Origin of the sequence: Mycobacterium sp. 2YAF39 (genome assembly GCF_052114565.1) — a bacterium.
Classification (GTDB): Bacteria; Actinomycetota; Actinomycetes; order Mycobacteriales; family Mycobacteriaceae; genus Mycobacterium.
Map to the genome: position 1 here is coordinate 46,208 of NZ_JBFREZ010000005.1, position 17,009 is coordinate 63,216.

General features: G+C 66.4%; 17 protein-coding genes. 13 read left to right on the forward strand and 4 right to left on the reverse strand.

What is annotated here, in order from left to right; genetic code table 11:
• Positions 1–15: 15 nt before the first annotated feature.
• The 6 genes from AB4Z42_RS15585 (at position 16) to AB4Z42_RS15610 (ending at position 5,017) form a co-directional block, all read left to right on the forward strand.
• Entirely contained in the window at positions 16–1,023 is a 1,008-nt protein-coding gene (locus AB4Z42_RS15585) for a VWA domain-containing protein (protein ID WP_442010105.1), read from the forward strand.
• A gap of 15 nt (positions 1,024–1,038) precedes the next feature.
• Positions 1,039–2,049 (forward strand): VWA domain-containing protein, encoded by a 1,011-nt coding sequence (locus AB4Z42_RS15590; RefSeq protein ID WP_442010106.1) that lies wholly within the window; start codon positions 1,039–1,041, stop codon positions 2,047–2,049.
• A 43-nt stretch (positions 2,050–2,092) separates the two neighbouring features.
• Positions 2,093–2,809 (forward strand): 3-oxoacyl-ACP reductase FabG1, encoded by a 717-nt coding sequence (gene fabG1 / locus AB4Z42_RS15595; RefSeq protein WP_442010107.1) that lies wholly within the window; start codon positions 2,093–2,095, stop codon positions 2,807–2,809.
• Positions 2,810–2,829: 20 nt separating this feature from the next.
• Positions 2,830–3,636, forward strand: coding sequence for an NADH-dependent enoyl-ACP reductase InhA (gene inhA / locus AB4Z42_RS15600; RefSeq protein ID WP_442010108.1), 807 nt, complete (start codon positions 2,830–2,832; stop codon positions 3,634–3,636).
• A gap of 13 nt (positions 3,637–3,649) precedes the next feature.
• Complete coding sequence (locus AB4Z42_RS15605; RefSeq protein WP_442010109.1) at positions 3,650–4,642, forward strand: ferrochelatase; 993 nt, start codon at positions 3,650–3,652, stop codon at positions 4,640–4,642.
• A gap of 120 nt (positions 4,643–4,762) precedes the next feature.
• Positions 4,763–5,017 (forward strand): hypothetical protein, encoded by a 255-nt coding sequence (locus tag AB4Z42_RS15610; protein WP_442010110.1) that lies wholly within the window; start codon positions 4,763–4,765, stop codon positions 5,015–5,017.
• A gap of 21 nt (positions 5,018–5,038) precedes the next feature.
• On the opposite strand, the gene AB4Z42_RS15615 is transcribed toward AB4Z42_RS15610, so the two are convergent.
• Positions 5,039–5,899 carry a hypothetical protein gene (locus AB4Z42_RS15615; RefSeq protein ID WP_442010111.1) on the reverse strand — a complete coding sequence of 287 codons (861 nt, stop codon included), beginning with the start codon at positions 5,897–5,899 and terminating at the stop codon, positions 5,039–5,041.
• Positions 5,900–5,958: 59 nt separating this feature from the next.
• Between AB4Z42_RS15615 and AB4Z42_RS15620 the strand changes: the two genes are divergently transcribed.
• Positions 5,959–6,390, forward strand: a complete 432-nt coding sequence (locus AB4Z42_RS15620) for an NfeD family protein (RefSeq protein WP_442010112.1) — start codon at positions 5,959–5,961, stop codon at positions 6,388–6,390.
• A gap of 32 nt (positions 6,391–6,422) precedes the next feature.
• Complete coding sequence (locus AB4Z42_RS15625; protein ID WP_442010113.1) at positions 6,423–7,649, forward strand: SPFH domain-containing protein; 1,227 nt, start codon at positions 6,423–6,425, stop codon at positions 7,647–7,649.
• Here AB4Z42_RS15625 and AB4Z42_RS15630 read toward each other — a convergent pair.
• On the reverse strand, positions 7,567–8,334 hold the full coding sequence (locus AB4Z42_RS15630; RefSeq protein WP_442010114.1) for a TVP38/TMEM64 family protein: 768 nt from the start codon (positions 8,332–8,334) through the stop codon (positions 7,567–7,569). The two genes, AB4Z42_RS15625 and AB4Z42_RS15630, sit on opposite strands and share 83 nt — an antisense overlap.
• 154 nt (positions 8,335–8,488) lie before the next feature.
• Between AB4Z42_RS15630 and mutA the strand changes: the two genes are divergently transcribed.
• The 4 genes from mutA to AB4Z42_RS15650 are packed head-to-tail and all read left to right on the forward strand — an operon-like array spanning position 8,489 to position 14,939.
• Positions 8,489–10,369, forward strand: coding sequence for a methylmalonyl-CoA mutase small subunit (gene mutA, locus AB4Z42_RS15635; protein WP_442010115.1), 1,881 nt, complete (start codon positions 8,489–8,491; stop codon positions 10,367–10,369).
• A gap of 2 nt (positions 10,370–10,371) precedes the next feature.
• Positions 10,372–12,624, forward strand: coding sequence for a methylmalonyl-CoA mutase (gene scpA / locus AB4Z42_RS15640; RefSeq protein WP_442010116.1), 2,253 nt, complete (start codon positions 10,372–10,374; stop codon positions 12,622–12,624).
• Positions 12,625–12,627: 3 nt separating this feature from the next.
• Entirely contained in the window at positions 12,628–13,608 is a 981-nt protein-coding gene (meaB, locus tag AB4Z42_RS15645) for a methylmalonyl Co-A mutase-associated GTPase MeaB (protein WP_442010117.1), read from the forward strand.
• Between the two features lie 59 nt (positions 13,609–13,667).
• On the forward strand, positions 13,668–14,939 hold the full coding sequence (locus AB4Z42_RS15650; RefSeq protein WP_442010118.1) for a serine hydrolase domain-containing protein: 1,272 nt from the start codon (positions 13,668–13,670) through the stop codon (positions 14,937–14,939).
• A gap of 6 nt (positions 14,940–14,945) precedes the next feature.
• On the opposite strand, the gene AB4Z42_RS15655 is transcribed toward AB4Z42_RS15650, so the two are convergent.
• On the reverse strand, positions 14,946–15,683 hold the full coding sequence (locus tag AB4Z42_RS15655; protein ID WP_442010119.1) for a hypothetical protein: 738 nt from the start codon (positions 15,681–15,683) through the stop codon (positions 14,946–14,948).
• 43 nt (positions 15,684–15,726) lie between these two features.
• Positions 15,727–16,098, reverse strand: coding sequence for an XRE family transcriptional regulator (locus tag AB4Z42_RS15660; RefSeq protein ID WP_442010120.1), 372 nt, complete (start codon positions 16,096–16,098; stop codon positions 15,727–15,729).
• A gap of 136 nt (positions 16,099–16,234) precedes the next feature.
• Here AB4Z42_RS15660 and AB4Z42_RS15665 point away from each other — a divergent pair, with 136 nt between their 5' ends.
• The gene (locus tag AB4Z42_RS15665) at positions 16,235–16,888 is read left to right on the forward strand and encodes a hypothetical protein (RefSeq protein WP_442010121.1); all 654 of its coding nucleotides are present in this window, start codon (positions 16,235–16,237) and stop codon (positions 16,886–16,888) included.
• Positions 16,889–17,009 lie beyond the last annotated feature (121 nt).

Here is a 17,009-nt window from a genome sequence, read left to right on the forward strand (position 1 = left end):
AAAGACTAGGCGTACATGACATTACCGCTCCTCGGACCGATAACGCTTTCGGGGTTCGAGCACGCATGGTTCTTCTTGTTCCTGTTGGTCGTGCTCGGCGTCGTCGCGCTGTACGTCTTCATGCAGCTCGCTCGGCACCGGCGGATGCTGCGGTTCGCCAACATGGAATTGCTGGAAAGTGTTGCGCCAGCGCGGCCGACACGGCGGCGGCATCTTCCCGCGATCCTGCTCGTGATCGCGCTCGTGTTCTTCACGGTGGCGATGGCAGGCCCGACAAACGACGTCCGCATTCCGCGCAACCGTGCCGTGGTGATGCTCGTCATGGATGTCTCGCAGTCGATGCGGGCCACCGACGTCTCGCCGAATCGCATGGCAGCGGCCCAGGAGGCATCCAAGCAGTTCGCCGACGAACTCACCCCCGGCATCAATCTCGGGCTGATCGCGTACGCAGGCACGGCGACCGTGCTCGTGTCACCGACCACCGGCCGCGAGGCCACCAAGGCCGCGATCGACAAGCTCCAGTTCGCCGACCGCACCGCCACCGGCGAAGGCATTTTCACCGCCCTGCAGGCGATCGCCACCGTGGGGGCGGTGATCGGCGGCGGCGATGAACCGCCACCGGCGCGCATCGTGTTGTTCTCCGACGGTAAGGAGACGGTGCCGTCGAACCCGGACAACCCCAAGGGTGCCTTCACAGCGGCCCGCACCGCGAAGGATCAAGGGGTGCCGATTTCGACGATCTCGTTCGGCACGCCCTACGGATACGTCGAGATCAACGACCAGCGTCAACCGGTGCCCGTCGACTCCGAGATGCTCAAGGAGATCGCCGATCTGTCCGGCGGCGAGGCGTTCACGGCGTCCAGCCTCGAGCAGCTGCGCGAGGTGTATGCGAACCTGCAACAGCAGATCGGCTACGAAACGATCAAGGGCGATGCGAGTATCGGCTGGCTGCGTCTCGGCGCGCTGGCGCTCGCGCTGGCCGCGTTGTCGGCGCTGGTCATCAACCGTCGGCTGCCGAACTAGGGACGACGAACTGATATGACGCTTCCACTACTGGGTCCGGTCTCGCTCACCGGATTCCAACATATCTGGTGGCTCCTGCTCTTCATCGTCATCGTCGCGGGGCTGGTCGCGCTGTACGTCGTCGCGCAACTCTCGCGGCGCAAACGGCTACAGCAGTTCGCCAACACCGAGCTACTCGACAGCGTGGCGCCGAAGCGACCGAGCCCGTGGCGTCACGCACCGGCGGCGCTTCTGGGAATCTCGTTGCTGCTCTTCACTATTGCCCTCGCCGGACCCACCTACGATCAGCGCCTGCCGCGCAACCGCGCGGTGGTGATACTTGCCATCGATGTGTCCCAGTCGATGCGGGCCACCGATGTTGATCCCGACCGGCTGACCGCAGCCAAGGAAGCATCCAAGAAGTTCGTCGACGAGCTCACCCCGGGGATCAATCTGGGAGTCATCGCCTACGCAGGCTCCGCGACGGTGTTGGTTTCGCCGACCACCAACCGGGATGCGAGCCGACGTGCCATCGACAATCTTCAGGTGGCCGACAAGACGGCCACCGGCGAAGCGATATTCACCGCACTCTCGTCGATCGCCACGGTCGGCGCGGTGATCGGTGGCGGCGACACGCCACCCCCGGCCCGCATCGTGCTGTTCTCCGACGGCAAGGAAACGGTGCCGAACAACCCGGACAACCCCAAGGGTGCGTTCACCGCTGCACGCACCGCCAAGGATCAGGGCGTGCCGATCTCCACCATCTCCTTCGGCACCAAAGGCGGTTCGGTAGAGGTCAACAACGAGCGTGTGCCGGTGCCTGTCGACGACGAGATGATGAAGAAGATCGCCCAGCTTTCCGGCGGCGAGTCCTACACCGCTTCCAACGTCGAAGAGCTGAACAAGGTCTACTCCACGCTTCAGGATCAGATCGGCTACGAGACCGTCCGGGGTGAGGCGACCACCGGCTGGCTGCGACTGGGCGCACTGATCGCGGCCGTGGCGGCCGTGGCGAGCCTGTTGATCAACCGGCGACTGCCACTCTGAGGCGATTTCTTAAGAATGCTGTCGAGGCGATAGGTTGGCGGGCATGCCGGAATTCGTATCGCGCTCCGTACTCGTCACCGGTGGCAATCGCGGCATCGGACTCGCGATAGCTCAGCGGCTCGCGGCGGACGGCCACAAGGTCGCGGTCACGCACCGGGGTTCGGGCGCGCCGGACGGCCTGTTCGGCGTGGTGTGCGACGTCACCGACAGCGAGGCCGTCGACCGCGCTTTCAAAGAGGTCGAAGAGCACCAGGGCCCCGTCGAGGTGCTGGTGTCCAACGCGGGCATCTCCCAGGACGCGTTCATGATCCGGATGACCGAGGAGCGCTTCGAGAACGTCATCAACGCCAACCTGACCGGCGCGTTCCGGGTGGCCCAGCGGGCCTCGCGAAGCATGCAGCGCAAGCGGTTCGGCCGGATCATCTTCATCGGGTCGGTCTCGGGTATGTGGGGCATCGGAAACCAGTCCAACTATGCGGCCGCGAAGGCGGGCCTGATCGGTATGGCCCGCTCGATCTCGCGCGAGATGTCCAAGGCCGGCGTCACCGCGAACGTGGTCGCCCCCGGCTACATCGACACCGAGATGACCCGCTCGCTGGACGAGCGGATTCAGGCCGGTGCGCTGGACTTCATTCCCGCGAAGCGGGTCGGCACCGCCGAGGAGGTCGCGGGCGCGGTCAGCTTCTTGGCGTCCGAGGATGCGAGTTACATCGCCGGCGCGGTGATCCCGGTCGACGGCGGCATGGGCATGGGCCACTAGAAACAACAAGGAGACTCCACATGACACTTCTGGAAGGCAAGCGGATCCTCGTCACGGGGATCATCACCGACTCCTCGATCGCGTTCCACATCGCCAAGGTCGCCCAGGAGGCGGGCGCGGAGCTGGTGCTCACCGGGTTCGACCGCATGAAGCTGATCCAGCGGATCGCCGACCGGCTCCCGGAGAAGGCGCCGCTGCTGGAACTCGATGTGCAGAACGAGGATCACCTGAGCACGCTGTCGGACCGCGTCGCCGAGGTGATCGGCGAGGGCAACAAGCTCGACGGCGTGGTGCACTCGATCGGCTTCATGCCGCAGACGGGGATGGGCATCAACCCGTTCTTCGATGCGCCCTACGAGGACGTCGCCAAAGGCATCCACATCTCGGCGTTCTCGTATGCGTCGCTGGCAAAAGCGGTGCTGCCCATCATGAATCCGGGCGGTGCGATCGTGGGGATGGACTTCGACCCGACGCGCGCGATGCCCGCCTACAACTGGATGACGGTGGCCAAGAGCGCGCTGGAGTCGGTCAACAGGTTCGTCGCACGCGAGGCGGGGCCGCACGGTGTGCGATCCAATCTCGTTGCCGCAGGCCCGATCCGTACCCTCGCGATGAGCGCCATCGTCGGTGGCGCGCTCGGCGAGGAAGCCGGCGCGCAGATGAAGCTGCTCGAGGAGGGCTGGGATCAGCGTGCGCCCATCGGCTGGAACATGAAGGATCCGACGCCGGTCGCCAAGACGGTATGCGCGCTGCTGTCGGACTGGCTGCCCGCCACCACCGGCACGATCATCTACGCCGACGGCGGCGCCAGCACCCAGTTGCTGTAGTGCAGACCCTCTGATGCAGATCGACGCCCTCCTGCTGTTGTCCTTCGGCGGTCCGGAGGGTCCTGAGCAGGTGATGCCGTTCCTCGAGAACGTCACACGGGGACGCGGGATTCCGCGGGAGCGGCTCGCCGCCGTCGCAGAGCACTACCTGCATTTCGACGGCGTCTCGCCGATCAACGGCATCAACCGTGCGCTGATCGATCAGCTTCGGGAGCTCATCGACATCCCGGTGTACTTCGGGAATCGCAACTGGGAGCCGTATATCGAGGATGCGGTCACCGCGATGGCCGCCGACGGCATCCGCCGCGCCGCGGTCTTCGCCACGTCGGCGTGGGGCGGCTACTCGGGCTGTGCGCAATACGTCGAGGACATCGCGAGGGCGAGGCGGGCGGCGGGCGAGGCGGCGCCGCACCTGGTGAAATTGCGCCAGTTCTACGACCATCCGCTGTTCGTGCAGATGTTCAGCGACGCCATTACCGCGGCGGCTCAGGGCGTTCCGGACGATGCGCGGTTGGTGTTCACCGCGCATTCCATTCCGCTCTCAGCCAGATCTCGTTGTGGCACAGAGCTATACGAGCGACAGGTGGCGTATGCGTCCAAGCTCGTCGCCACCGCCGCGGGCTATGACGACTATGACCAGGTCTGGCAGTCGCGGTCGGGGCCGCCGCAGGTGCCGTGGCTGGAGCCCGACGTCGCCGATCATCTCGCCGCGCTTGCCGAGGCGGGCACCGACGCGGCGGTCGTCTGCCCGATCGGCTTCGTGGCCGACCACATCGAGGTGGTGTGGGATCTCGACCACGAACTGAAGCTGCAGGCGCAGGAATCCCATATCGCATTCGCGCGGGCGTCGACACCCAACGCCGACCTCGCGCGTGTCGTCGCAGACCTCCTTGACGAACTGCGCTCAGAGCGCGAGCCGGTTCGCGTGCCTGGTCCGGATGCTCCACCGCTGCAGGGGTTCTCGCTTGACGGGGTGGTCTGCACACCTAGGTGCGATACCAGGTAGCCGGGGGCCCGCATTGGGTGTCTCCCACAAGGACACGGGCGCTTCGGCGCGCAACTCTGGAAGTGCAACGGAAACATAGGTATTCAAAGGAGTTTCACGATGCGACCAGGGTTGAGACAGATGACGGCAGCGATTGTGGCGGGCGCCGCGGCGGTGAGCATCGCGGCGGCTCCCGTCGCGGTCGCCGAACCCGCGCCGAGTGCGCCTGCCGTGGTGCCGGCGGCCGGGCACGGGCACGGCGGTCATGGCGGCGGGTATGGCTACGGCTACGGCGGTCATGGCCACGGCGGCCCCGGATTCCGCGGTTACGGTGGCCCGGGCTACGGATTCGGTGGATTCGGCTACTACAGGCACTGGTGGCCGTGGCGTTGGTGAGCGTCGCGGCCCACCGCGCGGTCAGCCTTGCCAGGCGGAATGCAGGATCGCGCTGACGGCTGCCAGCCGTGCCGATCGCACAACACTGTTCAGCGGACGCAGCGCCTCGCTCGCGGTCTGAACATCCGCGGAGCTGTTCAGCCCGATCGGGATCAGTCCCGAGCTGACCGTGATGATCGCGTCGATGTACGCCGCGTTCTCGAGCACACGCAGGGCGCGTGTCGGGGCATGGTCGGGAATGCTGTGCCGCCGTTCGGATTCCACGACCTGCTCGACCAGACTCCGCGGATCCTCGATGTCCCGGCCCGCCGCCTCGGCGTGCAGAGCCCCCAACGCATCAGCGGCCGAACGAACCGCGGAACGCATGGCGTACTCCGCCTCGCCGAGGTCCAGGCCCTCGGTGGGCACCGCACCGGGCACCGAGTACACCGTCCACGACAGCCCGCACGGATCGGGTGCGCTGTCGGGGTCGTCGACGTCCTCGTCCATGTCCGGATATTCGTAGTCGGGCACCAGGCCGATGGCCTCGGTGGGGTCACCCGCCACGATGAGTGCCTCGCCGGCGGTGACGGCGTCGCGCTGAAACTGTGTACCTGCTGGGAGTCCGCGGACGTCACCGGGCACCGGTAGGGCGACGCCCATCGCGGGAGCATCACCGCCGCGGCCCGCGCTGGTGCGCAGTGTCTGCAGCAGCGAGACCGCGCCCGCGTCGGTCAGATCAGGCCACGGCAGGCCGGTGCGACCGGCCGCGACCGAGTCGTATGCGGTGACGGAATGTCTTGGCGCCCACTGTGATAGCGCGTCCAACACATCATCGGGTGCGGCAACGCCTGCAAGCCAGGCATTCGCCCAAACAGACAACGAGACACTCGGACGCCACATGATTCCCGCAGTGTAGTTGTTAGCCGCTCATCGGGTCGGCTACGCGCTAGGCTGACGTCATGCCTGCAGCGCTGATCTGGCTAATCGCCGCGCTGGCCCTTGCCGGGGCCGAGGCGCTGACGGGCGATCTGTTCCTGCTCATGCTCGGCGGCGGGGCCCTGGCAGCCGCGGGGTCCAGCCTGATCTTCGACGACCTGTGGGTCCACGGCGCCGTTTTCGCCGTCGTATCGGTGCTGCTGCTCGTCGGTGTCCGGCCGGCACTGCGCAGGCACTTCCTGTCGGGTAAGGGCCTTCCCGAGCCTGTCAGGGCGTTGGAGGGCAAGAGCGCACTGGTGCTCGACCGGGTCGGCCGCCACGAGGGACAGGTGAAGCTCGAGGGCGAGGTCTGGACCGCGCGCCCGCTGAACGACAACGATGTCTACGAACCGGGCGATCACGTCACCGTGGTGCAGATCGACGGCGCAACGGCGGTCGTCCAAAAGGTCGTCTAGAGAAGCCTGGACAACGAGGGAAGGAACGTTTCATGGATGGTGCTGTCGCCGGCCTGGTTCTGGTGGCTGTGCTGGTGGTGTTCGCCGCCATCATCGTGGCCAAGTCCATCGCGCTGATCCCGCAGGCTGAGGCCGCGGTGATAGAGCGGCTCGGCCGCTACAGCAAGACGGTGTCGGGGCAGCTGACGCTGCTCCTGCCGTTCGTCGACAGGATCCGCGCCCGCGTCGACCTGCGTGAGCGGGTGGTGTCCTTCCCGCCGCAGCCCGTGATCACCGAGGACAACCTGACGGTGAACATCGACACCGTCGTCTACTTCCAGGTGACCAATCCGCAGGCCGCCGTCTACCAGATCAGCAACTACATCGTCGGCGTCGAGCAGCTGACCACCACCACACTTCGCAACGTGGTCGGCGGTATGACGCTGGAGCAGACGCTGACGTCCCGCGACTCGATCAATGGTCAGCTGCGCGGCGTGCTCGACGAGGCCACCGGCCGGTGGGGGCTGCGCGTCGCGCGCGTCGAGCTGCGCAGTATCGACCCGCCGCCGTCGATTCAGGAGTCGATGGAAAAGCAGATGCGCGCCGACCGCGAGAAGCGCGCGATGATCCTGATGGCGGAAGGCAACCGCGAGGCCTCGATCAAACAGGCGGAAGGCCAGAAGCAGGCCCAGATCCTCTCGGCCGAGGGCGCCAAGCAAGCGGCGATCCTGGCCGCCGAGGCCGACAGGCAGTCCCGCATGCTCCGCGCCCAGGGTGAACGAGCCGCGTCCTACCTGCAGGCCCAGGGCCAGGCCAAGGCCATCGAGAAGACGTTCGCCGCGATCAAGGCCGGCCGTCCGACGCCCGAGATGTTGGCCTACCAGTACCTGCAGACGCTGCCGCTGATGGCCAAGGGTGAAGCCAACAAGGTGTGGCTGGTGCCCAGCGATTTCGGGACGGCGCTGCAGGGCTTCACCAAGATGCTCGGGGCGCCCGGCGACGACGGCGTGTTCCGCTACCAGCCGTCGCCGGTGGAGGGGGATCTGCCCAAACCCGAGGATGACTCGGCCGAGGTGGCCGAGTGGTTCAACACCCAGACCGATCCGGAGATTGCCCAGGCGGTCGCGCAGGCGGTGGCCGAGGCGCGTACTCCCGTTTCGGGCACTCCGCCCGTTCCGGAACCGGCGATCGACCCGCCTATGCAGTATCCGCCGCTGTCGCAGCAGTCACAGAATTATCCGCCGCAGGATCCACAGGGTCCTGGTCGTCACGGCGGCTGACGCGGTGCGCGCGGATCTCGTAGACCAGCCCGGCCGCGCCGACGCACGCGGTGCAGAACGAGACCAGAATCAGTAGCGGGCTGACGTTTCCGGTCAGCGCATCGCCGAGGATCACCACCGCCGCGGTGCCGGGCACCAGCCCGACCAGAGTGGCGAGCGTATAGGGGAGTACTCGTACGGCCGACGCGCCCGCCGCATAGTTCAGCACCGAGAACGGCACGGCCGGGATCAGGCGCATCGACACGATGGTGGGCCAGCCGCGTGCACGCAGCCGGGCGTCCAGCGCGTCGATCCGGGGATGGTGCACCAGCTTGTTGAGCTGCCACCCCGCGGCGCGGACCAGAAGCAATGCGATGACAGCACTGACGGTGGCCGCCACGACGGCGAGCGGGATCCCGAGGACCGGACCGAACAGCAGGCCCGCGGCCAGCGTGAAAGCCGTGCGCGGGAACGGAAAGACCGTCACCACGATGTGTGCGCCCAGGAACGCCAACGGGAACCAGGGGCCGACGGAATTCGCCCAATCGCGCAGTTGAACCGCGGTGGGCAGGTCCACGAGCAGCGCGACTGCGACGAGAATCACAATGGCGGCAAGGATCGCGAACACCCGTCGTCGCGGGACCGCGGATGCGGTCGCGATCACCGAGCCGCGCAGGGCGCGCAGGGTGCTGACGACGGTATTCACGGCTACCAACCCTACGTGGCGGCGCCGCGGTCCACCGACCAGCGCGAGCGTGAGTCGGCTGCCCGGCGGTCAACACCGTGACCGGGATCATTTAGCCTGGTGAACGGTCGTGTTAGACACAGAGGTCACACACTGCGACAACAGGAGATAGCCGGTGTCGGTAGATACGTCCGTGGGATCGGAGTCGGATCGCGAGCAGTGGCGCGCCGCCGTTGCCGGAGTGCTCGCCAAGAGCAGCCGCAAGGATCCCGCGGAACTCGGCGAAGCGCCCGAGCACCTTCTCGACTCGCCGACCTACGAAGGCTTCCCGATCCGGCCGCTCTACACCATCCTCGACTCCCAACCCGAGGCACCGCTTCCCGGCCGGTGGCCGTATACCCGCGGTTCCGATGGGTTGCGTGACGTCAAGTCCGGCTGGAAGGTCGCCGAGTCCTTTCCCGCGCCGGGGCAGGTCTCGGTGGTCGACGGAAACGGTGCGGTGCTGTCCGCGCTGACCGAGGGCACCAGCGCGCTGATCCTGTCGGTCGGGCCGGACGGCGTACGTGCGGACGAACTCGACCGGCTCCTCGAGGGTGTCTTCCTCGAACTGGTTCCGGTAGTCCTCGATGCGGGGCCCGACTTCGCGGCCGCCGCCGACGCGGTGCTGGCGCTGGTGACCGACCTCGACGACGAACGGCGGGCACGCCTTTCGGTTGATCTGGGCGCCGACCCGCTCACTGCGGCCCTGTCCGGGCGCGTTGCTCCCTCGACCGATGACGTGGTGGCCACCGCGGTCAAGACCGTCGCCTACGACGGTGGCATCCGTGTGATCACCGTCGACGGTCCCGCGTTCCATGACCTCGGGGCGAACGCGTCGTGGGAGCTGGCGGGTGCGATCGCCGCGGGTGTCAGCTATCTGCGCCTTTTGACCGACGGCGGAATCCCGGTGCCGGAAGCGTTGCGTCAGATCAGCTTCCGCTTCGCCGCCGATGACGACCAGTTCATGACGATCGCCAAACTGCGCGCCGCGCGTCAGATCTGGGCGCGCGTGGCCGAGGTCGTCAACGCCGCCGACGCCGGCGCCGCCACCGTGCATGCCGTTACGTCGAAACCGATGATGACGCAACGTGATCCGTGGGTGAACATGCTCCGCACCACCGTTGCCGCCTTCGCGGCGGGCGTCGGGGGAGCCGACACCGTCGCGGTCCACACGTTCGACAGCGCCATTCCCGGTGGATGGCCCGGCACCGCAGCCAGTTTCGCCCGACGGATGGCCCGCAATACCCAGCTGTTGCTGCTGGAGGAATCGCACATCGGGCGCGTACTCGACCCTGGCGGGGGCTCGTGGTTCATCGAAGACCTCACCCGCTCGCTGGCCGCGGCGGCGTGGGAGCACTTCCGCGACATCGAATCCCGCGGCGGTTTCACCGCCGCACACGACTATCTGGTGACGCAGATCGCGGAGGTGCGCGAGAAGCGCAGCGACGACATCGCCCACCGGCGCACGGCGCTCACAGGTGTCAACGAGTACCCGAACCTCGCGGAAATGTCGCTGCCCCAAGCTGATCCGGTCCCGGGCGTGCAGCGCTACGCTGCGGATTTCGAAGCACTCCGAGACCGCTCTGATGCGTATCTCGAAAAGCACGGTCAGCGGCCCACCGCCTTGCTTCTGCCGCTCGGACCGCTCTCCGAACACAACATCCGCACGACGTTCGCGGCGAACCTGCTGGCATCGGGCGGCGTCGAGACAGTGAACCCGGGCCCGGTCGATGCAGCGGGGATCGCGCAGGCGGCTTCGGATGCCGGAAACGTCGTCGCCGCGGTGATCTGCGGTACCGACGCCCGCTACGGCAGCGAGGTGTCCGGGGTCGTCGACGCGGCCAGGGCGGCCGGTGTCACGCACGTGTATCTGGCCGGGCCCGAGAAGGCGGTCACCGGAGCCGCCCCGGCGGCGACATCAGACGCTGAGGCCGCCAGCAAGCCGGACGAATACCTGACCGCCAAGATCGACGTGATCGCCGCGCTGTCGACCCTTCTCAGCCGCTTGGGGGCGTGACCATGACCAGTGTGAAACCCGGCATTGCCAACTTCGCCGACGTGCCGCTCGACGGCGAGAAGACGGCCGAACCCGCGACCGCGGCCGCCGTGGGCGAGCATGTCGCGGCCGCCGCGGCGGCCCACGGGTACACCGCCGATCAGCTCAACTGGGCCACCCCCGAAGGTATCGACGTCAAACCGGTGTACATCGCCGCCGACCGCGATGCGGTGGTCGACGCCGGTTACCCGCTGGACAGCTTCCCCGGCGCACCGCCGTTCGTCCGCGGCCCGTATCCGACCATGTACGTCAACCAGCCGTGGACCATCCGCCAGTACGCGGGCTTCTCGACCGCTGCCGAGTCCAACGCGTTCTACCGCCGCAACCTCGCCGCGGGGCAGAAGGGTCTGTCGGTCGCGTTCGACCTCGCAACGCATCGTGGCTACGACTCCGACCACCCCCGGGTGGCGGGCGACGTCGGAATGGCCGGGGTGGCAATCGATTCGATACTCGATATGCGGCAGCTGTTCGACGGTATCGACCTTTCGACCGTCTCGGTGTCGATGACGATGAACGGCGCCGTGTTGCCGATCCTCGCGCTCTACGTGGTCGCCGCCGAGGAACAGGGGGTACCGCCGGAGAAGCTGGCGGGGACCATCCAGAACGACATCCTCAAAGAGTTCATGGTCCGCAACACCTACATTTATCCGCCGAAGCCGTCGATGCGGGTGATCTCCGACATCTTCGGCTACACGAGCACGAAGATGCCGAAGTTCAACTCGATCTCGATCTCCGGTTACCACATCCAAGAGGCCGGAGCCACAGCCGATCTCGAGCTCGCCTACACGCTCGCAGACGGCGTCGAATACATCAAGGCCGGCCTGGATGCGGGCCTCGACATCGACAAGTTCGCACCGCGCCTGTCCTTCTTCTGGGGCATCGGCATGAACTTCTTCATGGAGGTCGCCAAGCTGCGGGCCGGCCGGCTGCTGTGGAGCGAGCTGGTTGCCGAGTTCAATCCGAAGAGCGCGAAATCACTGTCGCTGCGTACGCATTCGCAGACCTCGGGATGGTCGTTGACCGCGCAGGACGCGTTCAACAACGTTGCCCGCACCTGCATCGAGGCCATGGCCGCCACCCAGGGGCACACCCAGTCGCTGCACACCAACGCACTCGACGAGGCGCTCGCCCTGCCGACCGACTTCTCGGCGCGCATCGCCCGCAACACCCAGCTGCTGTTGCAGCAGGAGTCCGGAACGACGCGTCCGATCGACCCCTGGGGCGGTTCGTATTACGTCGAATGGCTGACCCACGAGCTGGCGACGGCCGCGCGCATGCACATCGGTGAAGTGGTCGCCCACGGCGGCATGGCGCAGGCGATCGGCGAGGGCATTCCGAAGATGCGTATCGAGGAGGCCGCCGCGCGCACCCAGGCGCGCATCGACTCGGGCGCACAGACCGTGATCGGCGTGAACAAGTACCAGGTCGACGAGGACCAGGAGGTAGAGGTCCTCAAGGTCGAGAACAGCCGGGTGCGCGCCGAACAAATCGCGAAGCTGGAGAAGCTGCGCGCCGAGCGCGACGAAGCCGCGACAGAGGCTGCGCTGGCCGAATTGACCCGCGCGGCTGGTGAATCCGGACATGCGGGGGAGGACGGCCTCGGCAACAACCTGCTGGCGTTGGCGGTCAACGCGGCCCGTGCGCATGCGACGGTCGGCGAGATCTCCGATGCGCTCGAGAAGGTGTACGGCAGACACGTTGCCGAGATCCGCACCATCGCAGGCGTCTACCGTGACGAGGTGGGGAAGGCCAGCAACGTGTCCACTGCAACCGAATTCGTCGAGAAGTTCGCCGAGGCCGACGGCCGCAGGCCTCGAATCCTGGTCGCCAAGATGGGCCAGGACGGTCACGACCGCGGACAGAAGGTGATCGCAACGGCGTTCGCGGACATCGGCTTCGACGTCGACGTCGGCTCGTTGTTCTCCACGCCCGAGGAGGTCGCGCGCCAGGCCGCCGACAACGATGTCCACGTGGTCGGCGTGTCGTCGCTGGCAGCAGGCCATCTGACACTCGTGCCCGCACTGCGCGAGGCGCTCGCCGAGGTGGGCAGGCCCGACATCATGATCGTCGTCGGCGGTGTGATCCCACCGGGAGACTTCGACGAGTTGTACGCGGCGGGAGCGACCGCGATCTTCCCGCCCGGCACCGTGATCGCCGACGCCGCCATCGGCCTGCTGCAGAAGCTCGCCGAGCGGCTGGGCTACAACCTGAAGTAGTAGATGAACCTTCCGGTCTCTGAACTAGCCGAAGCCGTTCGCGGCGGCGACCGAGCGGCGCTGCCGAAGGCCATCACACTGGTCGAGTCCACCCGCGCCGATCACCGCGAACAGGCGCAACAACTGCTGCTGGACCTGATGCCGGACGCCGGCAACGCCATGCACGTCGGGATCACGGGGGTACCGGGCGTCGGCAAATCCACCACTATCGAAGCGCTCGGCATGTACCTGATCGAGCAGGGCCACCGTGTCGCGGTGCTGGCGGTCGATCCGTCGTCCACCCGCACGGGTGGTTCGATCCTCGGCGACAAGACCCGCATGGCGAGACTGGCGGTCCACCCCGACGCGTACATCCGGCCGTCGCCGACCTCGGGCAACCTGGGTGGGGTCGCCCGGGCGACCCGCGAAACTATCGTGCTGCTGGAGGCGGCCGGGTTCGACGTCATCCTGGTCGAGACGGTAGGGGTCGGGCAGTCTGAGGTGGCCGTCGCCAACATGGTCGACACTTTCGTGTTCCTGACCCTGGCGCGGACCGGCGATCAACTCCAGGGCATCAAGAAGGGCGTGCTGGAGCTCGCCGACATCGTGGTGGTCAACAAGGCCGACGGTGAGCACGCGATCGAGGCCAAGGCCGCCGCCCGCGAGCTGACCGGTGCGATCAGACTGATCTATCCGCGTGAAACACTTTGGCGCCCACCGGTTCTCACGATGAGCGCCCTGAACGGCGAAGGCCTCGTCGAGCTGTGGGAGACGGTGCTCAAGCACCGCCAGGTGCTCACCGACGCCGGCGAGTTCGAGGCCCGGCGGCGCACGCAGCAGGTCGACTGGACGTGGTCGATGGTCCGCGACACGGTGCTGGATCGTGTGCTGTCGCACCCCGCGGTTAAGAAGATCAGGGCCGAGGTGGAGCGCCAGGTACGCGACGGTGAGCTGACCCCCGCGCTTGCTGCGCAACGGATCCTGGGCGCATCTGACGTGCGATAACCTAACTTTTCGGTAACGCCGGGTATATTTGCCGGGGGTCCAGGTAAATTCAATGCATTGTGACGGGTGTCAAATCCGCGGAGCGCAGCGCAGCGCTCCCGCACGGGATCCAAGGCGCAGCGGACTCCAGCTTTGCCTGCACCCTGCGGGCCTTCTCCAAACTGTTCCCGGGACGCCGGTTCGGCGGCGGCGCACTCTGCGTCTATCTGCACGGTGAACCCGTCCTCGACGTCTGGACAGGCTATTCCGACCGCCGCGGCACCGAGTACTGGACGGCCGACACCGGCGCGATGGTCTTCTCGGTCACCAAGGGCCTGGCCTCGACGGTGATCCACCGGCTCGCCGACCGCGGCCTCGTCGACTACGACACGCCGGTCAGCGAGTATTGGCCCGAGTTCGGCGCCAACGGCAAGGCCGACATCACGGTGCGCGAGATCATGCGGCACCGCGCCGGGCTGTCCCAGCTCAACGGCGTCACCAAGGCCGAACTGCTGGACCACGTAGAGATGGAGCAGCGGATCGCCGCGGCGCCGGTCAACCGGCTGCTGTACGGCCACCAGGCCTACCACGCGTTGACCTATGGCTGGCTGATGTCGGGGCTTGGCCGCGCCATCACCGGCAAGGGGATGCGGGACCTGATCCGTGAGGAACTGGCGGAACCACTCGATACCGACGGACTGCACCTGGGCCGACCGCCGGTGGGCGCGCCGACCCGCGCTGCGCAGATCCTCGCGCCTCAGGGCACCTTGGCCAATCCGGTGTTCAACTTCGTGGCGCCCCGGCTGGCCGCGCTCGGGGTCTCCGGGGTGTTCGGATCGATGTACTTCCCCGGCATGAAGGCCGTCGTGCAGGGCGACACCCCGTTTCTGGACGCCGAGATCCCGGCTGCCAACGGTGTGACGACCGCGCGCGCACTGGCGAAGATGTACGGCGCGATCGCCAACGGCGGCCGCGTCGACGGCACGCAGTTCCTATCCCGCGAAAGGGTGGAGGGACTTACCGGCGAGCCGAGCTACGCGCCGGACCGCAACATCTGGGTGCCGCTGACGTTCCACCTCGGATACCACGCCGTGCCGATCCCCGGCGTGATGCCAGGCTTCGGGCACGCCGGGCTGGCAGGCTCGGTGGGCTGGGCCGATCCGGAGTCGGGGATGTCGTTCGGGTTCGTGCACAACCGGCTGCTGACGCGGATGGTGCTCGATCAGGCCACGTTCGCCGGCCTGCAGACGCTGATCCGTCGAGATGCCGCCCGCGCCCGCAGGCGGGGCTACGAGACGATGCCCGCGCTCGGCGCACCCTTCAAGAAGGTCTCACGCTCCGCCGCGGGTTAATTCGACTCAGCGACCTGCCGTCGAGAACCACTTGGTCTTCTTGCGCCAGGATTCCGCCGAAGTGATGGCGAAGCCGGCGCCGCACATGCACGCGAACACCCACACCAGCGTGGTGCCGGCGTCAATCGCCTGCAGCTGCGGGATGAAGGCCGTCGCCAGCCGCACCAGACACGCTGCGATGCCCGCGGCCGACGAGACAAGGTAGATGTTGGCCACCGTCCGCGAGCGCGGATCCTTGCGCAGGACCAGCAGGGCGCGGGCGCCGTATCCCAGCAAGTAGATGAGGATGCCGCACAACAGCAGCCAGTAGATGTTCAGCCACAAGTCGGTCGGCACCTGGAAGAAGTCGGCCTTGTAGATCTTGGCGCCGTTTCCCAGGGTGAACGCGACCAGGAGCAGTGGTATGCACAGCGTCGCGGGTAATTCGACGTACTGCTTGAACGAGCGCCGCAGGTCGTGGTCCTGCTGCAGCCTTCCGAGCGCGTTGTAGACCACGGCGGACGCGGCGACGATATAGAGGTCGTGTCCGATGTAGTCCTCGAGATTCCACTTACCTGTCAGTGAGTGAAGGAAGACGCCGAGAGTTTCCGAGGCCCAGGGGGACATGAGGAGCACCGCGCCACCCTGTAGGGCGATGTTCAACGTTGCGGCGAACTCCCACCGAGACGACCAGGTGACACGGCGAATCCACAAACTCCACGCGATACAGCAAAGTGTGATCGCGATGAGCGAAGTGAGTGCCATGAGTATCGCTTTCCAGCCGCGGTGTACTCAGCAAAGTATAGAGCTACAGCGGGGGTGCGTCACTGCGCGGTTTCAGCTCCGAAAGCTTCGGCGCGCGAGTCCTGTGGGTGGTTTGGAGAGTTGTGGTCTCTCGCAGTGCGGTTCTGCCTGCCGGCATGGATTCGATGTAGCTCCACACCTCTTGTTCGCTCATCAGGCCGAACCGAATCTGTAGATCGGGATAGCTGAGACCGAATCTGTCTGCCACGCGGCGCAATTCTTCTGCGTGCGGATAGTCGGTCTCCTTGATACGCCGGTAGTACGTGCTGCTCGATGTGCCGAGCGCGTCGTAAATATCCTTGGCGTCAATATCGCCGTCGAGTAGGTAATCGAGCAGGGCTTTTAGCTGTCTGCCATTCTCGTCGGTACGGGGCATTCACTTACGATAGTGCAAATTCCTTCATATGGGCAGGGGTAACCGCAAACTGTAAGCCTTTGCCTTAATTGACACTGGCGTCACAGTTTCGGGAGCGGTATCCCATATTTGGGACACTTGAGCTATCGTTGGCAACATGGTTGCTCCCCAGTTGCCGATGACGGCTACAGAGGCCTTTGAATCCGTTACTGAATTCGCGTTGTCGACGATCCACATCGTCGATTACGCCACTCCCGACGCGAGCCGTCCCGCGGGCATGGTGCGGGTGTCGACGCCGGATACCGAAGAACTCACAGCGGAGCTCGACGGCGCCACCGAGTGGCTCGGCGTCGCATCCGACGAACTTCTCCTCGCGGCACTGTCGCGCACGATCGCGAAGACGCTCGGTGACGGCATCGTCCCGGTCGACGTCGCCAGCGAGCGCGGCAGCATGCTCGACGCGGTCCCGCTACTGTGCGCGACGGCCCAGCAGGCCGACGCCACCGAGGTGCTCCGCGGCGTCCACCTCCTCCTGGCCTCGGCCACGGAGAGCGTCGTCGACGGCATGTCTGAGGTGTACTTCAACTATCTGGGCGAGGTTCCCGAAGAGTCGATTCCGGTGCCCGTTCAGGAAGCGCCCCCCGGGCTGGGACATGCCCTCGAGCTGCGGGTCTACCGCACCGAGGAGCAGGTACACCTCGACTGGTGGTACGACACCAGCCACTTCGAGCCCTACACCATCGAAGAGCTCGCCGAGCAGTTCCCGCGTGCGCTTTTCGAGATGACCTCGGACGCGCAGCCGACTGCGTAAGTAGAATCCACCACTAAGGGCGTTGATCCGGCCATCACCGGGGAGTCTTCGGAAGAACGGCTGAACCCAGCTCAGTAGACCCGAACGGGTGGGCCCGTCATTGCCTGAATGAGCGGCGCAC